Raw genomic sequence first — 14,303 nt, 5'->3', positions numbered from 1 at the left:
GGTGTTGCGGTCGCTGGCGTCGAAGGCGTAGCCGGCGTTGATACCGAAATAGGCGCCGGTCCAGGTGAAGACCGGGACGGGGGTGAAGACAGGCGGCGGCGCAGCGCGGCGCGGAAGGTCGGCAGCCGAGGCGGCGCCGGTCAGGGCCGTGAAGGCGGCCAGGGAGGCCAGGAGCTTGGTCATGTCGGTTCCCCGAAGGTGTGATCTGGCAGTATGGCTACCGATCGCCGAGCAAAATGGCTGTAGTTTTATGGACACACCGCCCGTCGAAGGCCGGCGATGTCATAGTAAACCATTTCTCAAGACGCGCTGAAATTTGGAAATACATCGCGTTCTACGGAACGGGGCGCGACAACAACGCGGCGGCGTTTTGGTTGCATCCGGCCGTACGGTCGGCGCTCGCCTGTGGCGGTCTGGCCACAGGCGGGCTGTGCCAGGCCACGCAAGCACCTTGCGCCGGGCCGTGACATCGCCGCAGGCCTTCGCGGCGATCCTGCGCTGCCCCCAGACCGGATTTCGGTACGCTGGACGCGATGAGGCGGCCGATCGGCGGCATGTCCCGGGCCCGGCCTGAAGTTATGAATCCCGTTACCGCCGGGACAATAGAGGGGACTGACAGTCGTCGTCTTGACCGACCCATCGATGGGAACCCGGGCGCCATGCATGTGAGAGTTCGCCTCGATGGCGCGAACCCGCGCCGCTGGCACATCAGTTTGTTGAACCGGCTCTCCAGCATGCCCGGCATCGAGGCCGTGAGTGTCGAGGTCGCATCCGGCCCGGAGGATTGGCCGGTTCAGGCCGACCTGCTGTTCCGGTTGGAGGCCCTGATCTTCCGGCTGGCGCCGAACGGGTCACTGCCCGTGCCGCAGACGGACTTGGCGGCCTGGACCCATCCCGCGGCCCCGGACCTCGTGCTCGATCTGTGCGGCGACGCGATCGCTCCCGACCCGGTCTGGCGTGTGGCCTATGATGGCGGCCTCGGCGAGACCGGGCTGCTCGCGAGCCTGCTCGCCGGCCGCGTGCCGCGCCTCGACCTGCTCGAAGGGGACGCCGTCGTCGCCTCGGGGCGCCTCGGGGCGGATTACCGCGGCTCCATAGCCTTGTCGTTCGAGGATGCGCTGGCGCGCACGATCACGATCGTTCTTGCCGCGCTGCGGGACCGGTTGGCCGGCCGCGCCGGGGCTGCGATGCCGGCCGCACGGGCCACCCCGCCCGCGCGTCCGGCGCGGATCCTGGCCTCGCGACCGGCGCGGCTCGTGGCCCGGAGCCTCGTCGGCCGCCTGTACCGGCTGTGCTATCACGCGCCGCACTGGCGCACCGGATGGCGGTTCCTCCGCGGACCCGACCTCATCGACCTGGGCCGCCATCCCGAGGGAGGCTGGCAGGTCCTGCCCGATGATGGGCGGCGCTTCTACGCGGACCCGTTCCCGCTCGCCGTCGCCGGGACGACCCATGTCTTCGTGGAGGAATTTCCGCACGCGACCGGCAAGGCGATCATCTCGGCCGTCCGCTTCGGACCGGACGGGCCCGAGGGGCCGCCCATCCCGGTGCTGGAGGAGCCGTACCATCTCTCCTACCCGTTCGTGTTCGCGCAGGCGGGCGCCATCTGGATGGTGCCGGAGAGTTCCGCGGCCGGCACGGTCGACCTTTACCGGGCGACACGCTACCCCGGGGGCTGGGTGAAGGAGGCGACGCTTCTCTCCGGCGTGGTCGCGAGCGACGCGACGCTCCTCGAGCAGGACGGTCGCTGGTGGATGTTCGCGACCGTGCGCGATGCGCCCCCCGGCGCCCCGCCGGGATCGGGCTGCCACCACGACGCGCTGCATCTCTGGTCGGCCCCCGATTTCCGGGGGCCGTACACGCCGCACCCGGCCAATCCCGTCCTGGTCGACCCATCCGTCGCGCGACCCGCAGGCCGGATCGTCGCGCGCGACGGGGCCCTGATTCGGCCGGTCCAGGATTGCGCCCACGGTTACGGCCGCGCCCTGTCGTTGGCGCGGATCGACCGGCTCGATCCGGACGGGTTCGCCCAGACCGTTCTCAGCCGGATCGAACCCGGCCCGGCGTGGCCCGGCAGCGCACTCCACACGCTGAACGCGGGCGGCGGGATCGAGTGCATCGACGGTTCGGGCCGGGCCTCGCGTCTCAAGGCGCGGTTCGCAGCCTGAGAGTGGCCTTTGCCGCGGGGCAAACCCGGCGGTCCGGAACCAGCCGGCGCGGTGCGTGTTCGCTCACGCATTCGGAGACCCGTCGCCCCCATGATCATGATCCTCATCTGCTTTCTCGCGCCATGGCTGGCCATGTTCCTGCGCGGAAAGGTGTTTCAGGGCATCCTCTGCATCATCCTTCACCTGACGATCATCGGGTGGATCCCGGCGACGATCTGGGCCCTGGTTGTCACCCGGAAGGAGGCGGCCTGACGGAGATTGCCGGGTCGGTCGCGCCGCGACCGCGAGTGAGGATCGAACCCGGAGGTCCAATCCGCTTGCTGCGACCGGTCGACTTCCGGCTTGCCCCAGACGGACATGAGGGGCGCGTTGCACCTTGCAGGACCGGTCGCGCGCCGCCGTGCGAGGCCCGAGCCCGGAACAGAAAAACGGCGGGACCGGAACCCCGCCGTCAACTCGCTCTCTCGATGCGGCAGCCTCTCGAGCCGCCGCCAAGCTTCTTGCCTTAGTAGCCCATCAGCACGCCGGCCGAACCCGTCACCGTCATCGCGAGGCCGCCCAGGAAGGCGCCGATCATCGCGTAGGAGAAGCCCTTCAGGACCATATCGTGCACTCCTTTGACTTGGCGGTGGGCCTCCAGCGAGGCCCGGCAAGACCATTTGCAATGACGGTGCCGGATTGGCCGGACGCGTGCAGTGCGAAGAGTCACGTTGCGCCGCGGAACTGTTCGGAGGCGGTTCAGCGATGCCCAGGCACGAGGCAGAAGCTGTCTCGGCCGCCACCGTGCGGCTGCGCGGCGGCCTTCCCTGCCGGTCGCACTTACGCGAAATGCGCCGGCAGGCTGAGGGCCTGCGCGTAGGTCACCAGCGCGATGGCGCTCGCGATCAGGGTCGCGGCAAGGGTGATGCGGTTCATCCAGGTCATCGTCGTCTCCATCAGGTTCGCGATCGCATTCGCGGTGTGGTCCTGATGTATGCTCAAGCTTTCAGGTGCGGCGTGTCCTGAAACACCTGCGGGAGACAGGGCCGTTCGGGCCTGTCAGCCCTGCAATTGCCTGCACAGCCTGGCCCGCGCCTGAACACGGGCCGAGCGTCGGCCTGTTGAGGCCGCCTCCGATCGCGCTTCCGCCGAACCGGCCTCCCCCTGTGGCGCGCGCCCTAGACGGCCTGCGCTCCGGACGCGCCGTCCCTCGCCGCCCCGCGAATGGCGGCCGGGCGTGTCCGGCAGCGTTCCAGATAGGCGTCGAAGGCCTCGCTTGGCGGGAAGGCCGCGCGGCCGAAGCCCAGCGCGCTGCTGATCAGGATGTCGGCGCCCGAGAACCGCTGGCCCATGACGTAGGGGCCTCGCACCAGGGCGGTATCCAGGCGGCGCACCACCGCCTCGTGGTTGCGGCGCTTCTGCGGCGATCCTGCGAGTTCACCCGTCATGCCGGCAAACAGGGCCGGCTCGAACTCGGCAACGGACCACGACAGCCAAGTGAGGTACGCGCCGCGATCGGGGGCACCGATCGCCGGCGCCAGCCCTGCCTCCGGGAATGTCTCCGCCAGGTAGAGCACGATGGCCTGGGATTCCGCGACCAGCACGCCGTCATGCAGGATGGCCGGGACGCGCTTGTCGGGATGCGGGTTGGCGGCATCCGGCACACCCTCGCCCGTCATCGGCCGGAAGATCGAGACCGGCACGATGACGTAGGGAGCGCCCAGCTCCTCCAGCAGCCAGATCATGCGCGAGGAGCGCGATTGCGGGGCGTGATACAGGGTGATCATGCTCGGTTCCTTCGTCACGGCGCGCGGGATGGCCGTGGCGGGGTGACTTGTAGGGCCGCCCTGCTGACAGCATCCTGTCAGCAGGAGTCGAACCATGCGTCGCGCGGACAGACTGTTTCAGATCATCCAGATCCTGCGGCGCTCGCCGCGCCCGGTCACGGCCGCCGAGATCGCCCGTGAGCTGGAGGTGTCGGTCCGCACGGTCTATCGCGACGTGGCCGATCTCGTCGGCCAACGCGTGCCCATCCTGGGCGAGGCCGGGCTCGGCTACGTGCTCGGCGGGACCTTCGACATGCCGCCGCTGATGCTCACGCCCGACGAGATCGAGGCGGCCGTCCTCGGCGCGCAATGGGTCGCGGGCCGGGGCGAGCCGGTCCTCGCCAAGGCCGCGCGCGACCTCATCGCCAAGATCACCGCGGTCGTCCCCGAGCGCCTGCGTCCGCTCATCGCCGATCCGTCGATCGGCACGCCGCCGACCTTGGCGCAGGCCGTGGACGGGATCGACGTCGCGCGGGCCAGGGCCTGGATCCGCGAGGGCCGCAAGATCCGCATCCACTACCGGGATGCGCGCGGGGATCCGAGCCAGCGCGTGATCTGGCCGGTGATCGTCGGGTTCTTCGATCAGGCCCGGATGGTGGCCGGCTGGTGCGAGCTGCGCGGGGCGTTCCGGCACTTCCGCACGGACCGGATCACGGGCGCTGACTTCCTGGAGGAGCGGCATGGCCTCCGGCCCGCCGTCCTGCGCGCGCGCTGGAAGCGGGGCCTGTCGGACCGAGAGCAGGCGACTCGTTCTCCGCCGCAGGTCGCACCCGAGCAGGGGCGGCAATAAAAACCCCTCCCTTCATCGAGGCGGCGGGGAGCAATCTGGAGACCCCGGTAGGGCTCGAGCCTCCGACCTGCCGCTTGGATGGCAACGGAATGCTGAGGCAGAGCGGCCTGCATTCCGACAGGTTCGCGGTTCGCCCCCACACAGAAAGGATGGACAAATTTCGTCTCGTCGGAACGACAAAGGGCCGTCGGCCGAGCCTGTTGAGAAGTGGCCGCCGCGCTCTCTGTGGGGTTCCGCCGCATCAGCCACGGGCTTGAGCCGCCGGCCTCTGTGCCGCGCGCCGTTCCCCTGCCTTCGGTTCCCGGCGCCGACACATCCCAGCGGGCGCCTGCCACCCCCTTGGCTGAGGGGTCGTCACGTCAAACGTCATCACCTTCCCTGATCCGGCCCTAAAATCGGTCCCGCTGGCCCACGACGAGGAGATCGCCGTCTACGGCTCGGTGGGGCCAGTCACGGTCAGCTTCACACGCTCTGTACCGATGAGATGGCCGGGCTGATCCACGTCGTCATGCTCGGCTCCGCCATCGGCCTTGAGGTGGTCGCGACTCTGCCGGATGACGTGAAAGGCCACGCCGTCGCCCCCTTCGCCGGACCCGCCATGCTGCGCGCCGCGGAACGGGCCGAGACCGAATTCGCCGCCTGCCCGGAGGTGTGCTGATGTCGTCAGACTGCATACTCCATCTCGGCCGCACGTCGGACAAGCGCCGCGTCCCTGAACAGCTCAGCTGCGGTGAGCACCGCACGGCTCGCCGACCTCCTACCTCCGAAGGGAGTAGGCGTCGGTACAGGTGAGGCCCGGTGGGCGCACTACATTGGGGTGATCCGCATCGGTGGAGCTGCCTGTGTCCTCCTCACTCGAAAACCTACTGCTGGAAGAACTTCGCGACCTGACGGTCAGAACCGAGGTTCTGCAGGTGACACTGGGAACCGTGATTTCTCTGATGGACGCGACGCAGCGGGATACCGTCATCAGGATGCTGGCTGACAACCTGAAGATGGTCGGCAGTGAGGACCCCAGTGGCGTCGCAGGAGCGACCGCCAAGGAATTGATCGACTACGCCTTGCTGCCTGCGAGCGTGATGCCGGGGCGCCCGGAGGAGGTCTAAGCCTCTACAATGCACCTGCACGGGCGGCCCGATGAAGCACGGGAACCGCTAGGGAATGCGGCTGCCGGCGCATGTCGGCGACCGGGTCCGTCACGCTCAAATCCTTCAGTGCCGACGTATTCGCCTCGTCGCGGGGCGGTCAGCATCTGCACGTTGCCCCTCTACGCCATGCCTCACGCATGCGCGCCCGCGAACGGGAAAGCTTGGCATTCTTCGGCTTCGCAGACCCTCACACAAGGTGCGGCCGCGGGATGATGAACTGCGCGTGCACGATCAGGCTGAACGCCATGGCGGCCGTTACGACGGCGTCGACGGCGCGGTTCGTCAAGGTGATTGGCTGGGTCATCGCGGGCCTCCTCGTCATCGCGGCTGTTCTGAGGCGGCCTCATGGTCGAGTTGATTACCGCGAAGATTGCCTCGCTTGTTGCGCTGGAGGTGAGGGCCGGAAGGGTTGCACAGGATGCTCTTCCGGCCGGTCTTGCTCAGGCGAAATGCGCCGGCAGGCTCAGAGCCTGTGCGTAGGTCACCAGCGCGATGGCGCCGCCGATCAGAGTCGCGGCAAGGGTGATGCGGTTCGTCCAGGTCATCGTCGTCTCCATCAGGTTCGCGACTGTCGTCGCGGTGTGGTCCCGATGTATGCCCAAGCTTCCAGGCTCGACGTGTCCTGGAACACCCGGAGTATGGATGATCCCTCAAGAGGTCCGATCGTCGTTGCACAGGGGCGCGTGCGCTTGTGAGGTCCTGGCCTTATCGGCGCAATATCTGGCCAGCTGGGGTCGCAGGCCACGCTTCCTACCGGTCCTGGCCGTAGCCGAGATCAATAGCCGCCGTAGAACCGCCGCGGACCGTCGTAACCGCGGGGCTCGCATCGCACCGCCCATAAAGTGATGATGACCGTCAATGCGGATCAATCATCATCATCGTCGTCCTCGCGACGGAGGCGTTCCTCACGGCGGAGTGGGTCGCGCCGCCCATCGCGGAACTCCTCACGACGCTCCTCCCTGCGGATTTCGTCACGATCCCGCTCCCGCGGTGAGCGCGGATCGACCCTCACACCACCCGGTCCAACATCGATGCTCTGCGCAGAGGTCGGCAGGCTTGGTATGGTAAGCAGCCCCGCCGAGATCAGCGCGCTGATGAATAGGTGCTTCATGGTGCGTTCCTTCCGCAGGTAGCTCTCGGGCGTGGTTCATGGAGCGCAACCGGTGCTCCTCCAAACGGCAACCTATGTTTCGCCCTCAAATGTCGGTCTCGCGCTTGACGACCGCGTCCTCACCTGTCCCCTTCTGCGCCAAGCCGACATCCGGGCCCTCTGCCGGGTCCGATGGTGCTTTGGGGCTGACCGGAGGAGTGGATCGTTGTTCGGCACCCACGCGGGCCCAGCGCTCCGCGTCGTACTCGGTGTCGGCGAAATCTTGCGTGTTCGCGGTCAGTGGCTTGTCGGACATCGGACGCTCTCCGTGTCTGGGAGCAACGCAGCATGTGGCGGCGCAGGTCCCACCGGCGGAGCAGAACGTCCTCGCCATCAAGGCGGACGCCGCGACTCACGGCGCTCTTGAGCCGTCTGCGGCCTTCTTCGCCGAGATCGGCTCACCGGCACTATCGAGCTCCGCCGCGACAGGCTGATGAGGCTTCGCAGCGCATCGATGATGAGCGCGGCACTTGGATCGTTGGAGGAACTGCCGCAGCCGCCCTGCAGGGCAACGTCATGGCTGGGGAGCTTCCGGCAGCCGGTCGCTGAGCTTCAATTGCTCGTGAAAGCTGTGAGCCAAGACGTCGCTTACGCCACTCATGCGCGCCACGGCCGCTATGATCGCGAGCGCCGCGACGGTGACGAATAGCACGGTGAGCGCTTCGCTCAGCTGCTCGGCATACCGCTCTGCCTTGTGGATCGTGATGCACCCGACGGTGAACATCGTGGCCAGCAGCACCGGGACGGTTTCTGACGACATCGGCGGCTCCGCGTAGTCTGGTATACCAGGCTCGGAGGCGCTGTTTTAACGAGAAACCAGCCGACGGCCAGACCCGCATCAGTCACCTCTTGGTGTGCCGGCCCGCGTACTTCTAGTGGTATGAGCGCTACGGCAACCATCACGCGCCGGGCCGGGGCGCTCCGACGCAGGTCTCTTGAGTTAGCGGCAGATGCGCCGCGGGCCGACCGGAGTCGGACGCGTGAAGCAGCGCGGGCCAAGCCGGAAGCCACGGGCGATCGGGCGGCAGCGGCCGAAATGGCCAAGTGCGAAGCCGGGACCGCAGCGCATAGCCACGTCAGTGATCTGGGCAGCGCCCGCGATGGTTCCAGCGCCGGTCGGCGCAAGAGGCGCAGCGTTGGCTGCTGATGCGAGACCGAGGCCGGCGGCGAGAGCAGCGGTGGCTGCGAGCATCTTCAGGTGTGTCATCGTCAGACCTCCTGTGAGTACCCGCCCGTGAAGGGAGCCGGCAGACGCAGCAGACGCATAAGGCGCCTATTGCCAAGGGCCCTACTGCAGCGGCGGCGCCATTTCCGCGGCGCCGTTCGCCTCAAACCGCACCAGCCGCGGTCCTGGCGTATCGGTATCGCTTTCCAGCCGGTCCAGGCGGGCGTTGATGGCCTCGATCCACTCAGCCTTCGTGCACGTGCTCAGAAGTGGCTTGAGAATCTCCGCGAGATCGTGGGCGAGCGCGTCACGGCCGAGGCCGTTCAGCACGCCGCCACCCTCCTCGAAAGCGAGGGCTACAGCCTCGCCCATAGCGAGCCCCTGATGTCCTTCGACCGAATCCGTTGTCTCGCGACCTTCGTGAGATGGCATCGTCAGCATCAGCTCACCTTGGGCTTGGCATTCTGTCGATTGCCCCATGAACCGCCCTGGCGCCTAAACCGTTGCAGGACAAGATCCGTCCAGCAGCAGGAGGCATCTGTGGCCGAAGCAAAGCAAATGGTCGACGCGCTGGTCCGCGATCGGCAGGGGGGCACGATCGCCGCCACAGCTGCTCTGGGTGGCATCGCCTTGATCGTCGGACTCGCTCTCAAGGCGCTTCCTGGGCGGGCGCCTGTGGCAGACGGGCCCTCCCCCTTTCAGGAGGCGAAGCCGTCCGCTGCACCGCGCAGCCCCTTCGATCATTCGGAGGTCAGCGAAGACGACGCCCGCGTCATGTTACGGGCCATGGTCGCCGCCACGATGGCAGATGGGCTGATGGATGCTGGAGAGCGGGAGCGTCTCCACAATGCCATTGCGGCTGCCCAAATAGGCGCCGCTGGTCGTGCATGGCTGGACAAGGAGCTGGCTGAGCCGGCCGATATCGATGACCTGGCCTCCGGGGTGCGCACTCCGGAGCAGGCGGCCCGGATTTACGCCGCCGCTCGTCTCGCGATTGAGCCGGACACTCTACAAGAGCGGCAGTTCCTCAAGATGCTGGCTGAGGCGCTGGACGTACCCGCCGAAGCCGTCGCTCGGTTCGACCAGGAACTATCTGGCTGACGGCGATCACGCTGCTTATCTCCAGGATCAGCTTATCGGACGCGTCGTCGCCGAGCCGTGGTCCATGCTGAGGGCCTCAACCCGCGGCCGATGCATCCGGCCTTCCCCTTTCGAGGGGGCTTACTTCGTGATCCGGACCGAGACCGGATCGCTGCCTGGGAAGCTCTCCTCCAGCGCCTCGTCGAGCCGCTCGTTCATCCGGCCCGGATGGTTCTCGGAAAGGTGACGATCGGGCGTGGCAACGATGGATCCTGCAGAAACAACTGCCAGACGTCGTCGCTCCGCAGCCGTTCGGAAGGCCTCGTAGACAAGCAGGCCAAAGCCGGCTGCGATCAGCAGAGCCGGCACGGGATTAGCCCGCACCTCGGCAGCAAGGCGCTCGACGGTCTCGCTTGCAGCCTGTCCTGATCGTTTCAGCTCGACGAAATCGCGTGGGATCCCTGGCTGGTTGAAGCGAGCCTGCAGATCGGCCAGCGTCCGGTCCAGCCGCCCGCGGCTCGCCTCGACGTCCCGCTCCAGCTTGTCCGGCGAGTCACTCATGTGTCCATCCGATCCGTGAGAACCTGCACGTCTTCTTTGACCTGCCGCCCCGTACGGGTCGGCTCCAGTGTGGATATCGACGTCTTGCTGCGTCCCAACATCCCAAGACCGACCGCAAGCAAGAGAAAGACGCCGCCCACGATCAGCGCTGCCAACGCGTCCGATTGCACGAGGACAGCGATGCCTTTCACCAGGGCGAGGAGCAGCGTGAAAAGGCCCGTGATGGCGAATACGGCCGCCACCAGCAACAGGCTGAGGCCGAGGCTGAGCCGGTGAACGCCCTGCGCCATCTCGGTGCGGAACAGGGCGATTTCGCCGCCTACGAGATCCCGCAGCTCGCGGACCGCATCACCCACGAGGGTCGGGATGCTGCGCAGTCTTGGCTCGGCCATTTCGCTCTCCTAGAGGTCCGGTGTCGGGAGGACATCGACCGGAACGACCGCATGCGAGCGTGGGATTGGCCGAACCCTTTGGGAATTCAGAGCGCGGAACAGCGCGAAGCCAGCCAGGACGGCCGCCGCAGTTGCTAAGGCGGGACGACGGCGAATGGCTGCATGTACCTCGTCGTACATCTCGCTGAAGGATCGGCGCGAGATGCTCTCGGCCAACTCGTCGACGCCGAGCGCGGCCTGATCGAAGAATTCCTTCAGCTGCGGCAGCCCGTCGAAGTTGGAGCCGGTATCGCGAATGGCGTCGCCGACATCCGATACCAATCGTGCCGCATCGGCCTTACGGTTCTCGACGTAGCCCTGTGTCTGATCGCGCAGCGTGTCGGCAAAGCTCTGAGCTGTGTGAAATTCTTGGTCGGCAGCGCTCGAACGCTGATCCTGAGCACCGTTTTGCATCAAGCTGCTCCTGTAAGGCGCTCGGGATCAGGAAAACCGCAGGCCTTCAATACCGTTCCACTGCGCTGCCGAGATGGCAGGATCTACCATTGAGACGAAAGAGGCTGGATCCGCGTTGTAGGCGCGGCAGCTTAGCCAGATCTAGTACTGAGGAGGACGTCCATGGACGAGGATCGGATCACCGGCGCCGCGAAGGAACTCGGTGGCAAGGTCAAGGGGGCGGCCGGCGAACTAATCGGGGACAGGCAGACGCAAGCCGAAGGAAAGGCCACTGAGCTGAAGGGCTCGGCGCAGAACCTGTACGGGCAGGCCAAGGACACGCTCAGCGATGCCGCGGACCAAGCGCGGGAGTTCGCCGGCGACGCGTTCGACCGTGCCCGCGAGCGCTACCCGGATGCACAACGCTTGTACCGGCAGGGTAGCGAGGCACTTCGACCGCACGCGCAGGAGTCGCCGCTGGGTCTTGCTATCCTGGCCGGTGCGATCGGCTATCTGCTCGCCCTGGCCATCCACGGTCGCCGGTAACGATCCGTCGTCAGAATACGCCCGAGCCGGGCGAGCCGTGATGATATGGCCGCCCGGCTGATTTCTAAAGCTCGCGTAGACCGTCGGCGCGAACGTTCTAGGACGTCGACCACTCGCGCATCACCTCATCCGCCGGGCGGTCTAGATGAACCTTGCCGCCCTCGATTGTTCGCACGAAATCAACCGGGATGAAATGGTGCAGGCCGCCCGCCGCGGCGTCCTTCTTCGTCAATTTGATCTCGCCTTTGGCGATGTGATCGACGGTCCCGACGTGTTTCCCGTCCGAGCCAACCACCTCGGCATGCTCTTGGATGTGAGCGATATCGACCATCGGTTTCTCTCCCTGTTGAGCAGCCGTAACCGACGTCCAGACGGCGATGTTCCGGTCCTGTTGTTCTGCCCGGACGGAGAGAGACGATGAGCCAGGTCATGGACCGGCATTGGCGCAGCCATAGCTCTTCTGCGCGGCTAAAGAGATCCCCACGCGCCGCAACAATGCGAGTACGTCCGCCCAGCACGTCTCGTTAAGGAGGCGGCACGGATTGCCCTCGATCCGGAAGACCGCATCATCGCCGTGCTCGACCGCATGGACGGCGATACGGACCGTGGGGACAACGGCGATGCGGAGCCGTCGCTGGCGGCTCCTGAGAGGCAGGGATTACAGGTGACTCAGATGCCCGGAACGGATCAGGACCGCGAGGCCGAGCCGCCCGAGATCGTGTTGACGAAGGCGGTGGTTGAACCGGGGGCCGAATGCCTGCCGCAGACATCCTGCCGTGGCGTGGCGGCGGGAACGTCATCGCGGCAGCCGGCGTCTCGCCGCTTAACCTCGTAGGAAGCGAGAGGTGATCGGGTTTGTGACTGGACCATCGTGCAGATCAGGGCAGGCCTATGCGTGTGCAACGGCGTGCCATTCCGATCCGAAACGAGCGCGCGCCCGAGTGCGCCCATGGAACCGTCGAGCGGGCGCTTTCTGCCTCGCCACTATCCAGGCAGCGAGCCCGAACACGGCTGCGCTGGCACCCAAGGGAGCCGCCGCTAGTGCCAGCATCGGATGATGCGACCACAGAAACGCGGTGATAGCAGGACCGATGATCAGTGCTGGGAGAATTAATCCGAGCATGTCTTCACTCTGAATGACGATCACGTTCAGGGCCCAACTGCCGAACCGGCGGTTTGTTGCGGCCAAGATCATCTCAAAAGCCAGAGCTGACCGTTTGGACGGCGCGATGGCGCCCGCGATCACTGCGCCCCTGCAGGACCCGAATGGGACGGCTGAGGCCGCGGCCGACCCACGGCAGCCCCGATGACAGGATAGCGGCGGTCATTGCACCACAGATGGTGCCGAGCGGGATAGGCGGCACGACGCAGCTCAGGAAGCCTCAGGGATCTCAACGACCCGCAGACCGCAGCCGTCCTGCAAAGCAATCTTTCGGGCCTATCGTTCTGCAAAATCTACCTTAAGTAGTAAGAGTTTAGGCCGATAAAATTGGAAATAGGCACAATTCAGGGAGCGGACCGGCAGTAAATCTGAATTCATTATGGATCGGTTTTGGTTGATGGGCCGTTTCGCCGGGTCGTGTGGATGGCGCTCGTTGTGCCTCGGCGGCGCCATGCCGCATCGCAATCGGAGGCCCAGCCGGATGCCAGACATCAGCGGAGACGCTGTGCCCTCGACGATCGGTTGCTCCTCAGAGGTGAGGCTCAACATGTGGGCAACCTCAACACCAACCTGGGTGGCCAAGCGCAGTCTGGACGTCAGCGTGGCGCTCACCGCGCTGTTCCTGCTTCTGCCACTGTTCCTGCTCATCGCCCTCATGATCTGGGCGACAGACCGCAAGACGCCGGTCTTCCGCCACATGCGTATCGGTCGTGACGGGCGGCGCTTCGGCTGCCTGAAGTTCCGGTCAATGGTGACGGAGGGCGATGCCATGCTGGCAGCGCACTTGGCCGCTGATCCGCAGGCCCGTGCCGAATGGGCGGCCACCCACAAGCTCAGCGATGATCCGCGCATCACGCGGATCGGCCACGTCCTGCGCAAGACCTCCCTCGACGAACTGCCGCAGCTCTGGAACGTGCTGCGCGGGGAGATGAGCCTCGTCGGGCCGCGGCCGATCGTAACCGCCGAGGTCGCTCGCTACGGTCACGCGTTCGCCACCTGCTTCTCCGTCCCGCCAGGCGTCACCGGCTTGTGGCAGGTCTCGGGCCGCTCCGACACGACCTATGCCGAGCGCGTGGCGCTGGATCTCGACTACGCCACCCGCTGGAGCCTGCGCCGGGATCTCACCATCATGTTGCGCACCATCCCAGCTGTCCTCGCCCAGCGCGGCAGCAAGTAGCGCCTCTCCAGGCGCCGGTTGGCACCAGGTGAGCCCACTCGTTGAACCTCTATAAGATGCCAAGACCGAAACCGAGATGCTCATCGGGTTTTCGGAGGCTGGCACCAACGGCGCCCGCCTATCGGTACTCAGGTCAGCATGCGGGTGGCCCGGCCGACGCCCTGGCACCCTGACGGTGCGACGCGACTACACCTCGCTGAAGTCGATGCCCGACGATGGAACGAGCGCCTGAGCCATGGTGTGGAAGCGCACGTGAGCGTAAGCGTAGCGTCATTTATGCACGTGGCCAAGCCTAACGGCAGTTGTGCGTTGCACCGCCGGTGCTTAGGTCGGCTGTGCGGGATCACGATGGCGTCGTGGTTCTGCAGCCCTTCCCAAGGGCGTTTCCTCCCAAGACTTCGGGCCGCTCCAAGAGGGCGGCCTTTTTTCTGCCTGCGTACTTGCTGTGGCAGCGCTTCCCCTGCTGATATGCTCGAGGCGTTCGCGACACCATACGGCGCTGTTGCGGGTGGACCTGCGATGACAGGCTGGTCCGGACCAGTTCTCCGCTCCTCATCGGTGAAGCCTAGGTCAGGCGGTCGTGTGAGGATCGGCGTGACGGGGAACTGGACACCGCAGAGCGCCGGCCCATGGCCCTGGATCCTCTCCGAGCTCGACCGTGTTGTTCGGCTTTTCTCCAATCGCGGAAGCTGGCGACCTGCTACACGAAGAACCCCGCGCCGACCGA

At 66.3% G+C, this 14,303-nt stretch carries 17 protein-coding genes and 1 pseudogene; 8 read left to right on the top strand and 10 right to left on the bottom strand.

Annotation, left to right across the window (positions count from 1 at the left end):
- A pseudogene (locus CIW48_RS30570) lies at positions 1-183 on the bottom strand (porin family protein); the annotation flags it as partial.
- A gap of 476 nt (positions 184-659) precedes the next feature.
- Here CIW48_RS30570 and CIW48_RS30565 point away from each other — a divergent pair.
- Positions 660-2,168: a formyl transferase gene (locus CIW48_RS30565; protein WP_149314155.1), complete on the top strand. Its 1,509-nt coding sequence runs from the start codon at positions 660-662 to the stop codon at positions 2,166-2,168.
- A 90-nt stretch (positions 2,169-2,258) separates the two neighbouring features.
- Complete coding sequence (locus tag CIW48_RS30560) at positions 2,259-2,420, top strand: YqaE/Pmp3 family membrane protein (protein WP_007567273.1); 162 nt, start codon at positions 2,259-2,261, stop codon at positions 2,418-2,420.
- 905 nt (positions 2,421-3,325) lie between these two features.
- Here the strand turns inward: CIW48_RS30560 and CIW48_RS30555 are convergent.
- Positions 3,326-3,934: a glutathione S-transferase family protein gene (locus tag CIW48_RS30555; protein WP_149314154.1), complete on the bottom strand. Its 609-nt coding sequence runs from the start codon at positions 3,932-3,934 to the stop codon at positions 3,326-3,328.
- Between the two features lie 94 nt (positions 3,935-4,028).
- Between CIW48_RS30555 and CIW48_RS30550 the strand changes: the two genes are divergently transcribed.
- From CIW48_RS30550 to CIW48_RS30540, 3 genes are all read left to right on the top strand, one after another.
- Positions 4,029-4,763, top strand: a complete 735-nt coding sequence (locus CIW48_RS30550; RefSeq protein WP_149314153.1) for a YafY family protein — start codon at positions 4,029-4,031, stop codon at positions 4,761-4,763.
- A gap of 484 nt (positions 4,764-5,247) precedes the next feature.
- Entirely contained in the window at positions 5,248-5,421 is a 174-nt protein-coding gene (locus CIW48_RS34360; protein ID WP_246695494.1) for a hypothetical protein, read from the top strand.
- 184 nt (positions 5,422-5,605) lie between these two features.
- The gene (locus tag CIW48_RS30540) at positions 5,606-5,869 is read left to right on the top strand and encodes a hypothetical protein (RefSeq protein WP_149314152.1); all 264 of its coding nucleotides are present in this window, start codon (positions 5,606-5,608) and stop codon (positions 5,867-5,869) included.
- 907 nt (positions 5,870-6,776) lie between these two features.
- On the opposite strand, the gene CIW48_RS30535 is transcribed toward CIW48_RS30540, so the two are convergent.
- From CIW48_RS30535 to CIW48_RS30515, 4 genes are all read right to left on the bottom strand, one after another.
- On the bottom strand, positions 6,777-7,022 hold the full coding sequence (locus tag CIW48_RS30535; protein ID WP_139174136.1) for a hypothetical protein: 246 nt from the start codon (positions 7,020-7,022) through the stop codon (positions 6,777-6,779).
- A gap of 85 nt (positions 7,023-7,107) precedes the next feature.
- The gene (locus CIW48_RS30530) at positions 7,108-7,317 is read right to left on the bottom strand and encodes a hypothetical protein (RefSeq protein ID WP_149314151.1); all 210 of its coding nucleotides are present in this window, start codon (positions 7,315-7,317) and stop codon (positions 7,108-7,110) included.
- Positions 7,318-7,575: 258 nt separating this feature from the next.
- The gene (locus tag CIW48_RS30525) at positions 7,576-7,821 is read right to left on the bottom strand and encodes a hypothetical protein (protein WP_149314150.1); all 246 of its coding nucleotides are present in this window, start codon (positions 7,819-7,821) and stop codon (positions 7,576-7,578) included.
- 528 nt (positions 7,822-8,349) lie between these two features.
- Positions 8,350-8,667, bottom strand: a complete 318-nt coding sequence (locus tag CIW48_RS30515; protein ID WP_149314148.1) for a hypothetical protein — start codon at positions 8,665-8,667, stop codon at positions 8,350-8,352.
- A 99-nt stretch (positions 8,668-8,766) separates the two neighbouring features.
- Here CIW48_RS30515 and CIW48_RS30510 point away from each other — a divergent pair, with 99 nt between their 5' ends.
- The gene (locus tag CIW48_RS30510; RefSeq protein ID WP_149314147.1) at positions 8,767-9,327 is read left to right on the top strand and encodes a DUF533 domain-containing protein; all 561 of its coding nucleotides are present in this window, start codon (positions 8,767-8,769) and stop codon (positions 9,325-9,327) included.
- 120 nt (positions 9,328-9,447) lie between these two features.
- Here the strand turns inward: CIW48_RS30510 and CIW48_RS34790 are convergent, their stop codons facing one another.
- The 3 genes from CIW48_RS34790 to CIW48_RS30495 are packed head-to-tail and all read right to left on the bottom strand — an operon-like array spanning position 9,448 to position 10,712.
- Positions 9,448-9,867 (bottom strand): DUF3618 domain-containing protein, encoded by a 420-nt coding sequence (locus CIW48_RS34790; protein WP_149314146.1) that lies wholly within the window; start codon positions 9,865-9,867, stop codon positions 9,448-9,450.
- Positions 9,864-10,259 carry a phage holin family protein gene (locus tag CIW48_RS30500; protein ID WP_149314145.1) on the bottom strand — a complete coding sequence of 132 codons (396 nt, stop codon included), beginning with the start codon at positions 10,257-10,259 and terminating at the stop codon, positions 9,864-9,866. The genes CIW48_RS34790 and CIW48_RS30500 overlap by 4 nt, the downstream gene beginning before the upstream one ends.
- A 9-nt stretch (positions 10,260-10,268) precedes the next feature.
- On the bottom strand, positions 10,269-10,712 hold the full coding sequence (locus CIW48_RS30495; RefSeq protein WP_149314144.1) for a hypothetical protein: 444 nt from the start codon (positions 10,710-10,712) through the stop codon (positions 10,269-10,271).
- A gap of 162 nt (positions 10,713-10,874) precedes the next feature.
- Here CIW48_RS30495 and CIW48_RS30490 point away from each other — a divergent pair, with 162 nt between their 5' ends.
- Entirely contained in the window at positions 10,875-11,237 is a 363-nt protein-coding gene (locus tag CIW48_RS30490; RefSeq protein WP_149314143.1) for a CsbD family protein, read from the top strand.
- 97 nt (positions 11,238-11,334) lie between these two features.
- On the opposite strand, the gene CIW48_RS30485 is transcribed toward CIW48_RS30490, so the two are convergent.
- Entirely contained in the window at positions 11,335-11,568 is a 234-nt protein-coding gene (locus CIW48_RS30485; RefSeq protein ID WP_149314142.1) for a DUF2171 domain-containing protein, read from the bottom strand.
- Between the two features lie 1,378 nt (positions 11,569-12,946).
- On the opposite strand from CIW48_RS30485, the gene CIW48_RS30480 reads away from it, so the two are divergent.
- Positions 12,947-13,576, top strand: coding sequence for a sugar transferase (locus tag CIW48_RS30480; protein WP_246695493.1), 630 nt, complete (start codon positions 12,947-12,949; stop codon positions 13,574-13,576).
- Positions 13,577-14,303 lie beyond the last annotated feature (727 nt).

Source organism: Methylobacterium sp. P1-11, from assembly GCF_008329595.1.
GTDB lineage: Bacteria > Pseudomonadota > Alphaproteobacteria > Rhizobiales > Beijerinckiaceae > Methylobacterium.
This window is presented reverse-complemented; position numbering and strand designations above follow the sequence as displayed.

What these genes read in the sequence shown, in the direction of transcription:
- CIW48_RS30565 (WP_149314155.1), top strand. Translation starts at nt 660, where the DNA reads ATGCATGTGAGAGTTCGCCTCGATGGCGCGAACCCGCGCCGCTGGCAC.
- CIW48_RS30560 (WP_007567273.1), top strand. Translation starts at nt 2,259, where the DNA reads ATGATCATGATCCTCATCTGCTTTCTCGCGCCATGGCTGGCCATGTTC.
- CIW48_RS30555 (WP_149314154.1), bottom strand. Translation starts at nt 3,934, where the DNA reads ATGATCACCCTGTATCACGCCCCGCAATCGCGCTCCTCGCGCATGATC.
- CIW48_RS30550 (WP_149314153.1), top strand. Translation starts at nt 4,029, where the DNA reads ATGCGTCGCGCGGACAGACTGTTTCAGATCATCCAGATCCTGCGGCGC.
- CIW48_RS34360 (WP_246695494.1), top strand. Translation starts at nt 5,248, where the DNA reads ATGGCCGGGCTGATCCACGTCGTCATGCTCGGCTCCGCCATCGGCCTT.
- CIW48_RS30535 (WP_139174136.1), bottom strand. Translation starts at nt 7,022, where the DNA reads ATGAAGCACCTATTCATCAGCGCGCTGATCTCGGCGGGGCTGCTTACC.
- CIW48_RS30530 (WP_149314151.1), bottom strand. Translation starts at nt 7,317, where the DNA reads ATGTCCGACAAGCCACTGACCGCGAACACGCAAGATTTCGCCGACACC.
- CIW48_RS30525 (WP_149314150.1), bottom strand. Translation starts at nt 7,821, where the DNA reads ATGTCGTCAGAAACCGTCCCGGTGCTGCTGGCCACGATGTTCACCGTC.
- CIW48_RS30515 (WP_149314148.1), bottom strand. Translation starts at nt 8,667, where the DNA reads ATGCTGACGATGCCATCTCACGAAGGTCGCGAGACAACGGATTCGGTC.
- CIW48_RS34790 (WP_149314146.1), bottom strand. Translation starts at nt 9,867, where the DNA reads ATGAGTGACTCGCCGGACAAGCTGGAGCGGGACGTCGAGGCGAGCCGC.
- CIW48_RS30500 (WP_149314145.1), bottom strand. Translation starts at nt 10,259, where the DNA reads ATGGCCGAGCCAAGACTGCGCAGCATCCCGACCCTCGTGGGTGATGCG.
- CIW48_RS30495 (WP_149314144.1), bottom strand. Translation starts at nt 10,712, where the DNA reads ATGCAAAACGGTGCTCAGGATCAGCGTTCGAGCGCTGCCGACCAAGAA.
- CIW48_RS30490 (WP_149314143.1), top strand. Translation starts at nt 10,875, where the DNA reads ATGGACGAGGATCGGATCACCGGCGCCGCGAAGGAACTCGGTGGCAAG.
- CIW48_RS30485 (WP_149314142.1), bottom strand. Translation starts at nt 11,568, where the DNA reads ATGGTCGATATCGCTCACATCCAAGAGCATGCCGAGGTGGTTGGCTCG.
- CIW48_RS30480 (WP_246695493.1), top strand. Translation starts at nt 12,947, where the DNA reads ATGTGGGCAACCTCAACACCAACCTGGGTGGCCAAGCGCAGTCTGGAC.